Source organism: Blastococcus mobilis (assembly GCF_900188025.1).
Classification (GTDB): Bacteria; Actinomycetota; Actinomycetes; order Mycobacteriales; family Geodermatophilaceae; genus Blastococcus_B; species Blastococcus_B mobilis.
Genome location: NZ_FZNO01000015.1, coordinates 118,195 through 126,186, shown reverse-complemented (window position 1 = coordinate 126,186; position 7,992 = coordinate 118,195). Strand labels below are relative to the sequence as shown.

Annotated in this window: 8 protein-coding genes; 5 read left to right on the top strand and 3 right to left on the bottom strand. The window is 71.9% G+C overall.

Annotated features, from left to right (window positions below; genetic code table 11):
• The first annotated feature begins 465 nt into the window (after positions 1–465).
• Positions 466–999 (top strand): peptidylprolyl isomerase, encoded by a 534-nt coding sequence (locus CHB94_RS14580; RefSeq protein ID WP_089337279.1) that lies wholly within the window; start codon positions 466–468, stop codon positions 997–999.
• A 104-nt stretch (positions 1,000–1,103) separates the two neighbouring features.
• Positions 1,104–1,868, top strand: coding sequence for a rhomboid family intramembrane serine protease (locus CHB94_RS14575; RefSeq protein WP_089337278.1), 765 nt, complete (start codon positions 1,104–1,106; stop codon positions 1,866–1,868).
• Here CHB94_RS14575 and CHB94_RS14570 read toward each other — a convergent pair.
• On the bottom strand, positions 1,865–2,245 hold the full coding sequence (locus CHB94_RS14570) for a PH domain-containing protein (RefSeq protein ID WP_254920652.1): 381 nt from the start codon (positions 2,243–2,245) through the stop codon (positions 1,865–1,867). The two genes, CHB94_RS14575 and CHB94_RS14570, sit on opposite strands and share 4 nt — an antisense overlap.
• A 128-nt stretch (positions 2,246–2,373) precedes the next feature.
• Between CHB94_RS14570 and CHB94_RS14565 the strand changes: the two genes are divergently transcribed.
• Entirely contained in the window at positions 2,374–3,537 is a 1,164-nt protein-coding gene (locus tag CHB94_RS14565) for a thiolase family protein (protein WP_089337276.1), read from the top strand.
• Positions 3,538–4,167: 630 nt separating this feature from the next.
• Here the strand turns inward: CHB94_RS14565 and crgA are convergent.
• Complete coding sequence (gene crgA, locus CHB94_RS14560; protein WP_089337275.1) at positions 4,168–4,440, bottom strand: cell division protein CrgA; 273 nt, start codon at positions 4,438–4,440, stop codon at positions 4,168–4,170.
• A gap of 127 nt (positions 4,441–4,567) precedes the next feature.
• Here crgA and CHB94_RS14555 point away from each other — a divergent pair, with 127 nt between their 5' ends.
• Positions 4,568–5,332, top strand: coding sequence for a DUF881 domain-containing protein (locus tag CHB94_RS14555; protein ID WP_254920651.1), 765 nt, complete (start codon positions 4,568–4,570; stop codon positions 5,330–5,332).
• Between the two features lie 69 nt (positions 5,333–5,401).
• The gene (locus CHB94_RS14550; RefSeq protein WP_254920650.1) at positions 5,402–6,064 is read left to right on the top strand and encodes an aminodeoxychorismate/anthranilate synthase component II; all 663 of its coding nucleotides are present in this window, start codon (positions 5,402–5,404) and stop codon (positions 6,062–6,064) included.
• Between the two features lie 27 nt (positions 6,065–6,091).
• Here the strand turns inward: CHB94_RS14550 and pknB are convergent, their stop codons facing one another.
• Positions 6,092–7,864, bottom strand: a complete 1,773-nt coding sequence (gene pknB / locus CHB94_RS14545; RefSeq protein WP_089337273.1) for a Stk1 family PASTA domain-containing Ser/Thr kinase — start codon at positions 7,862–7,864, stop codon at positions 6,092–6,094.
• Between the last annotated feature and the right edge of the window lie 128 nt (positions 7,865–7,992).

The following is a 7,992-nucleotide window of genomic DNA, read 5'->3' as shown; positions in this document are numbered from 1 at the left end:
GTCACCGCCTTCAGGACCGGTGCGGACACGTCCAGGCTGGCACGATGAGACATAGCGGGCTCCCGGGGAAGAGGAGATCGGCTTTGGCGAGACGAGTTGACCCCGAGAGCCCGCGCCTACATCTGGAACCCGCGCTCCGACCAGCGGCGATGCAATTCAGCCCGCTGAACCTGGTGAGAAAACCTCACAGTCCGCAGATGGTCCGCAAAACGGCCAAAATCGGCCAACGACAGCCGCGAGCGACCATCGGTAAAAGTGCTGGTCAAGTGGGTTTTTCAGTCACAGCCCACTGCGCCAAACCACCCCTCGGTCGATTTTGCAAGGCGGGGGTTAGGGGTTCGATTCCCCTCGTCTCCACCACACCGATCGCGGGCCCACGAGGCTCCGGTAGCCATCGGGCCGCCTGGAACCCGCAGGCAGAGGGCGGGTCGGTCGTGCCCCACGGAACGGTGGCAGAGTGGACCCGTGACTGAATCGACTCCCGCCCGCCGCGCGGTGCTGCACACCAACCACGGCGACATCACCGTCGACCTCTTCCCCGACCACGCGCCGAAGACGGTCGCGAACTTCGCCGACCTCGCCGAGGGGCGCCGCGAGTGGACCCACCCGGCCACCCGCGAGAAGACCACCGACAGGCTCTACGACGGCACGATCTTCCACCGGATCATCGACGGGTTCATGATCCAGGGCGGGGACCCGCTCGGTCAGGGCATCGGCGGTCCCGGCTACCAGTTCGGCGACGAGTTCCACCCCGACCTGAGCTTCTCCAAGCCGTACCTCCTCGCCATGGCCAACGCCGGCCCCGGCACCAACGGCTCGCAGTTCTTCATCACCGTCACCAACACGCCGCACCTGAACCGGAAGCACACGATCTTCGGCGAGGTGGCCGACCAGAGCAGCCGCGACGTCGTCGACCGCATCGCCAAGGTCGCCACGGGCCGCGGTGACCGTCCGGTCGAGGACGTCGTCATCGAATCCGTCGAGGTGCAGCGCAGCTGACCGAGCACCAGCCGGCGCCCCCCACCACCACCTGCTACCGGCACCCGGACCGGCCGACCGGCATCTCCTGCACGCGGTGCGGCCGACCGATCTGTCCCGAGTGCATGATCCCCGCCTCGGTGGGGTTCCAGTGCCCCGAGTGCGTCCGGGAGGGGCAGGCATCGATCCGTGCCGTCCGGCGCGGCAGCGGGCTGCAGGCGGCGGGGCGCCGGTGGGGTGCGGTCACCCTCACTCTCATCGCGGCCAATGTCGCGATGTTCCTCGTCACGGCGGTCTCGGCCGCCGCCGCCGGCCACCCCGCCCTGGACAACTGGCGGTCCCCGGTCTTCGACGCGCTGTCCCAGTGGCCCTACGGCGTGAACCTCTTCGGCGAGTGGTGGCGCGTGTTCACCGCCGCGTTCCTGCACATCGGGCCGGTGCACCTCGCGATGAACATGCTCGCCCTCCTGCTCTTCGGGTCGGAGATGGAGCGTCAGCTCGGCCGCTGGCGGTACCTCTCGCTCTACCTGCTGTCCGCCCTCGGCGGTGCGGTGGCCATCCAGCTGCTCGGTGACCCGCGGGTGGCCGTGGCAGGCGCCTCCGCCGCCATCTACGGCCTGCTGGGGGGCCTGGGCGTGCTCATGCTCGCCCAGCGGCAGGACCTCCGGGGGCTGCTGACCCTGCTGGCGATCAACGTGGTCATCAGCTTCCTGCCCGGCGTCTCGCTCCTGGGCCACCTCGGCGGCCTGGTCGCCGGGGCTCTCACCGCAGGGATCCTGGTGCTCACCCGTCGCCGGAGGCCGCTGCAGATCGCAGGGCTCGCGGCGTTCGCCGTCGTCCTGCTGGTCGTCTCCCTGACCGTCCCGACGATGGCCGTGCTGAACCTCTAACGGGCGGTCGGATCCAGCGCCAGCAGGGCGCGAGCCACCTCGCCCGGATCCACGCCGAGGTCCCGGCGGCCCAGGACGATCAGCACGCCGTCGTCGTCCGGGCCGGGCGAGGTGTCCAGTTCCAGCGTCCGCCCCCGTACGCCGAGACGGCGGGTCTCGCGCACTCGCACACGCAACCGCGACCACGGTAGATGGGCGCCGCCGACGAGCTTCCGGACGTCGACCCCGTCGGGGCCCGCCGCCAGCCGGGGCCGCGCCAGGACATCGCGCGCGGCGAGGGCGAGCAGCAGCGCCGCCCCCGACCCGACGAGCACCCGGCCGGCCGCGTCCAGGAACAGGACAGCCAGCGCCAGGCCGAGACCCAGGACCACCAGCACGGCCGTCTCATCTGCTCGGGGGGACCACTGCACTGCCCCAGCGTGCCAGCCCGGGGCCCGCCCTACCATCGCCTACGGGAGTGGCCGGACGGCCGCGCCGGAACCGTCGTCGACGAGGGAGTCCGTCCATGCGTGATGCCGTCATCTGTGCCGCCGTGCGCACCCCGGTGGGCAAGCGCGGGGGAGGGCTGTCCGGCGTGCACGCCGTCGATCTCTCCGCCCATGTCCTGACCGCACTGGCCGAGCGCTCCGGCATCGACCCCGCCGTCGTCGAGGACGTGTTCTGGGGCTGCGTGAGCCAGGTCGGGGAGCAGACGTTCAACATCGGCCGGAACGCGCCCCTCGCGGCGGGCTGGCCCGAGACTGTGCCCGGCACGACCATCGACCGGCAGTGCGGTTCCTCCCAGCAGGCGGTGGCCTTCGCCGCGGCCACCGTGATCAGCGGCCAGGCCGACGTCGTCGTCGCCGGCGGCGTCGAGTCGATGAGCCGGGTCCCGATGGGCTCGGCCAGCAGCGAGGCGGCCGGCGCGGGGCGGCCCCTGGGCCCGCGCTTCCTCGAGCGCTACGACGGGGTCTTCCCCAACCAGGGCGTCGGGGCCGAGATGATCGCCGAGCGCTGGGGCTTCTCCCGCACGCAGCTGGACGAGTTCTCCCTCGCCTCGCACGAGAAGGCGGTCAAGGCCCAGGCCGACGGCGCGTTCGAGGAGGAGATCACGCCGGTCACCCTCCCGGACGGAACCGTCGTCGCCGCCGACGAGGGCATCCGGCCCGGCGGCACCCTGGAGAAGCTGGCCGGGCTGAAGACCCCGTTCAAGGAGGACGGCGTCATCAGCGCGGGCAACGCCAGCCAGATCTCCGACGGCGCCGCCGCCCTCCTGGTCACCACCAGCCAGAAGGCCCGCGAGCTGGGCCTGACGCCGCTGGTGCGGATCCACACCACGGTGATGGCCGGCGACGATCCGGTGATCATGCTGACGGCGCCGATCCCCGCGACGCAGAAGGTGCTGGCCCGCTCCGGGCTCACGATCGACGACATCGGGATCTACGAGGTCAACGAGGCGTTCGCGCCGGTGCCCATGGCGTGGCTGGCCGACATCGGGGCGGACCCGGCCCGGCTCAACCCTCGGGGCGGAGCGATCGCCCTGGGCCACCCGCTGGGCGGCTCCGGTGCCCGCATCATGACCACGCTCATCCACCAGATGCAGGCGCAGGGGATCCGCTACGGCCTGCAGACGATGTGCGAGGGCGGCGGCATGGCCAACGCGACCGTGCTGGAACTGATCGACAGCTGACCAGACTGTCCTGCCGGGCCCGAAAGGCTCCGCGCAGGCAGGACGACGCGGCCCCCACGTCCCGCGGACGGCACCCCGCGGCGGTGCGGTCCGGAGCACCGCGATGCCACAGCCCCCGGCCTCTCCCGGCCGGGGGCTGTCGTCGTCCCGGTTGCCTGTGGACACCGCCGCCGGATGGGGACGGACCGGTACCGACCACTGGGTCGCGACATGGTTCCGCTCGGTCACCGGCGCGCGAATAGCCGCAGGTCACACGGGTGAACGCAGGGCGAGGTCGCCGCCTCCCGGGTGGGGCCATGTCGACACATCCACAGCCGAATACACAGCTGGGGACAGACTCACACAGGTGTAGTTACTCCCGTGGTGCTCCCGTCACATCCGTCCCATCGGAAGTGTCTTCGCAGGTCAGAGCCGTTCGGGTCCGTTCCGTCTCTCCACACTCGGTGGACAACCCTGGGGGTGGAGCGCCATGTCGACCTGTGGACGGAGTGTTCGTCTGTGCACAGCGTCCACGACACCGACGACAGAGGCCCCCGCCCCCGGATGGGGACGAGGGCCTCCGGTATGAGGCAGCCCTCCTGCAGGCGCCCACGCGAGAGTGCAAGGGGTGGGCGGCAGGAGGGTCCTCGATCAGCGCCAGCGCATCGACATGACCAGCCCGGCGACCATGGCACCGAAACCGATCGCGAAGTTCCACGCCGACAGCGAGACCATGAACGGGATGCGGTCGCCCGCGACGTAGTAGACGACGATCCACAGCAGGCCGATGAGCATCAGCCCGACCATCACCGGCGCGTACCAGCGGGGGCTCGGCTGCGCGACGCGCGCCTGCGACGACCGGGACTGCAGCACGCCCTCAGGCGGCGTGTAGGCCGACTTCTTGCGTACCTTCGACTTGGGCACGTGCGAACTCCCTCCCGTGGGCCGGGTTGTCACCCCGGCCGGAACCGTCTCCAGCCTAAGCTGCCGGGGGACGACGGAGCTCCGCCACATGCCGTCGTTCCGACGTCGTCGTCCCGAGGAGGTGTCGGTGAGCCGCTCTCTGCTCCGTGGCCCGATCCTCCGTGGACACCGGCTCTCGGCCTGGGGTGCCCTGGTGCCCGTGGTGGCGCTCCTGGCCGGCCTGCTGTTCGCCACGTCGGGCCGGACGGCGCAGGGCAGCGATCTGCGGGCCGGCGAGATCACCGAGCTCTCCGAGCTGATCGACCAGCGCAACACCGTGATCGCCGACCAGGCCGACCAGCTCGGTGACCTCCAGCGGCAGACCGAGCGGCTGACCGAGCAGGCCGCCTCCCGCGACGGCGACGTCGCGGCCGCCCAGGGCGCCGGAAAGGCGGGCGAGCTCTCCGCGGGGCTCGTGCCGCTCACCGGACCGGGAGTGGTGATCACCCTGGACGACGCCCCCGCCCGTCCGGACGGCAGCCTGCCGGTGAACGCCAGCCCTGACGACCTGGTCATCCACCAGTCCGACGTGCAGGCCGTCGTGAACGCTGTGTGGGCCGCCGCCGCCGACGGGGTCGCCATCATGGACGAGCGGCTCATCGCGACCAGCGCCGTGCGCTGCGTGGGCAACACCCTGCTCCTGCAGGGCCGGACGTACTCCCCCCCGTTCGTCGTCGCGGCGATCGCCGACGCCTCCGCGGTGCGCGCGCAGCTGGCCGGCTCACCCCAGGTGGCGGTCTTCCAGCAGGCGGTGGAGGCCTACGGGCTGACCTTCACGGTGCGCGAGCGACCCTCGGTCGACCTGCCCGCCTACGATGGGCCCCTGGACCTGGAGTACGCCTCCGCCGGTTGACGGGCGCGGCCGGGTGTTCCCGGCGGGCCACCGCTCGCCCGGTCGTTCGTCGTCGGAGGGAGATCGAGCGTGGTGACCGCTGCCGGCCGTCCCGTCCTCGTCGTCGACAACTTCGACAGCTTCGTCTACAACCTCGTCCAGTACCTGGGCCAGCTGGGCGTGCGCTGCATCGTGCGGCGCAACGACGCCGTCGATGTCGACGAGCTCACCGATCTCGACGTCGCCGGTGTCCTGCTGTCACCGGGACCGGGGACGCCGGCCGGTGCCGGCGTGACGGTGCCCATGGTGCGCGCCGCGGCCGAGGCCGGGACGCCGGTGTTCGGGGTGTGCCTGGGCCACCAGGCCATCGCCGAGGCCTTCGGCGCCGAGGTCGTCCGCGCCCCGGAACTGCTGCACGGCAAGACCAGCGACGTCGTGCACGACGGAGAGGGCGTGCTGGCCGGTCTTCCCTCGCCGTTCACGGCGACCCGGTACCACTCCCTGGCGGTCGACCCGTCCACCGTGCCCGCCGAGCTCGAGGTCACCGGCGCGACGCCGTCGGGCGTCGTCATGGCGCTGCGGCACCGCGAGCTGCCTATCGAGGGCGTGCAGTTCCACCCGGAGTCGGTGCTCACCGAGGGCGGCCACCGCATGCTGGCCACCTGGCTGGAGTCGTGCGGCCTCGCGCCGGACCCGGCGGTCGTCGAGGCCGCCGCGGCGGCCGTGCGCCGCCTGGCCGTCGCGACGGTCTGAACGGCCACCCCGAAGGGTGGCCCTCTGTCAGCCGCCCGGTGAGGCCTCCGTCGGCGTCGGCGTCGGCGTCGGCGGCGGCGTCGTCGTGGGGGTGGTGGGCTCCGTCGGCGTCGTCTCCACCGGTGGGGTGGGCACGGCGATCAGCAGGATGATCTCGTCGTCCGCTGCGGCCTGGGTGGTGGCCCCCGGCTCGGTACCGACAGCCTGGCCCTCGGCGACCTCGTCGCTCTCCACGTTCTGTGACGTGATGGTGGTGAAGCCCGCCGCTCGGAGCGCCTCCAGGGCCGCCGCCTGCGTCAGACCGCGGACGTCGGGAACGGCGGTGTCGCCGTCGGAGACGGTCAGCGTGATCGTCGTGTCCGGTGCGATCGAGGTGGACTCCGCCGGATCGACGTCGATGACCTGACCCTCCGGCTCGGCGGAGTCGACCCGGTCGATGGTGACGTTGGTGAAGCCGGCCTGCTGCAGAGTGGCCCGTGCGCGTTGCTCGTCCAGCCCGACCACGTTGGGCACGGCGACGGTGTCCGGCGCGACCCCGACGACCAGGTTCACCTCGGTGCCTTCGTCGACCTGCGCGCCACCGGCGGGGGAGCTTTCCAGGACCCTGCCCTGCTGGGTCTCGTCGGTGGTGGTCCGCTGGCTCACCTGACCCACGACGAGGTTCGCGTCCGTGATCGCCTGCCGGGCGGCGGCCTCGGTCTGGTTCACCACTGGTGGCACCTGGACCTGCTGCACGGCCGGGGGTTCCGGCTCGCCACCGTTCAGCGCGATGGCGGCGGCGATGACGCCGCCCAGCAGCAACACCGCCAGAACCGCGGCGATCGCGATATTGCGGCGCTTGCGCTTGCGTGCCTGCTCGTCCTCGTCGTCCCAGCGGCCGTCCTCGCCGTAGCCGCCGCGCGCCGCGGCCAGGATCGTGGTCTTCTCCGCATCGCCCATGACCGGTGTCGCCTCGACGCGCTGCCCGGCCAGGGCCCGGAGCAGGTCGTTGCGCATCTCCGCCGCGGACTGGTACCGGTTGGCCGGGTTCTTGCTCATCGCCTTGAGCAGGATGGCGTCGAGTTCCGCCGGGATGGCCGGGTTGATCGACGACGGCAGCTTCGGGTCCTCGCGGACGTGCTGGTAGGCCACGGCCACCGGGGAGTCCCCCGTGAACGGCGGCGCGCCGGTGACCAGCTCGTAGAGCATGCAGCCGAGCGAGTACACGTCGGAGCGGGCGTCCACGCTCTCGCCCCGGGCCTGCTCCGGCGACAGGTACTGCGCCGTGCCGATGACGGCCGCGGTGGAGGTCATCGTCGCGGCGGAGTCGGAGACCGCCCGGGCGATTCCGAAGTCCATCACCTTCACGGTGCCCTGTGGCGTGATCATCACGTTCCCGGGCTTGACGTCGCGGTGGACGATCCCGTTGCGGTGGCTGAAGTCCAGCGCGCCGCAGATGTCGGCCGACAGGCTCATCGCGCGCTCGGGGGAGAGCCAGCCCTCACGGCGGATGACGTCGCGCAGCGTCTCGCCCTCGACGTACTCCATGACGATGTAGGGCGTCGCGCCGGTCGTGGTGCGATCCTCGCCGGTGTCGTAGACCGCGACGATCGCCGGGTGGTTCAGCGACGCCGAGGCCTGCGCCTCCCGGCGGAACCGCACCTGGAACGAGGGATCGCGGGCCAGGTCGCTGCGCAGCACCTTGACGGCGACCTCGCGGCCCAGGCGGAGGTCGCGCCCCCGGTGGACCTCCGCCATGCCGCCCCTGCCCAGGACGCCACCGATCTCGTAGCGCTCGCCGAGCACCTGCGGCGTGGTCATCGGAGGTCCTCTCGGGCGGAGCGTTGCGTCGTCCGGGCGAGGGCCTCGGCGACCGAGCGGGAGCCCCTCACGTCGGGGTGGCCCGCGGGCGGGTAGCCGGGCGCGAGCCTATCCGCTGGAGGCCGCGT

Coding starts and splice junctions, on each gene's coding strand:
- pknB (WP_089337273.1), bottom strand. CDS start 7,864: ATGACCACGCCGCAGGTGCTCGGCGAGCGCTACGAGATCGGTGGCGTC.
- CHB94_RS14565 (WP_089337276.1), top strand. CDS start 2,374: ATGCGTGATGCCGTCATCTGTGCCGCCGTGCGCACCCCGGTGGGCAAG.
- CHB94_RS14575 (WP_089337278.1), top strand. CDS start 1,104: ATGATCCCCGCCTCGGTGGGGTTCCAGTGCCCCGAGTGCGTCCGGGAG.